The following is a 426-nucleotide window of genomic DNA, read 5'->3' on the forward strand; positions in this document are numbered from 1 at the left end:
CGACACACCATCACCACTGATGTGATGAACCACCATCGCCAACACGAACTCCGACTCCGACACCGCGAACAACCGCGCCCGAACCGGAACCTCCACCGCCACATCGAAACCGGTCGACAAGAATTCCGTCACCGCACCAACGACATCGGACTCCGACACCGCCACCGGCGACAAATCCAACCGCACCCGATCCGCAGACAACACCTCCTGGAAGCCGACACCGTCGACCTCCGGATACACCGTCCGCAAAATCTCATGCCGCGCAACAACATCCGACACAGCAGCCTGCAGAGCCGCCACATCCAACAACCCCGACAACCGAATCGCCACCGGAATATTGTTCGCCGACGACAACGTATCGAAACGGTTCAAGAACCACATCCGCTGCTGCGCCAACGACAACGGCACCAGCTCCGGACGCACCCG

The 426-nt window shown here is 60.6% G+C and carries 1 protein-coding gene; it reads right to left on the minus strand.

The annotated features are described in order from the left end of the window. On the minus strand, nt 1-426 hold a 426-nt coding region (locus AC1DWA_RS33510; RefSeq protein WP_477917820.1), incomplete at both ends, for a condensation domain-containing protein.

This window comes from Rhodococcus sp. P4_F3_2 (assembly GCF_056401335.1).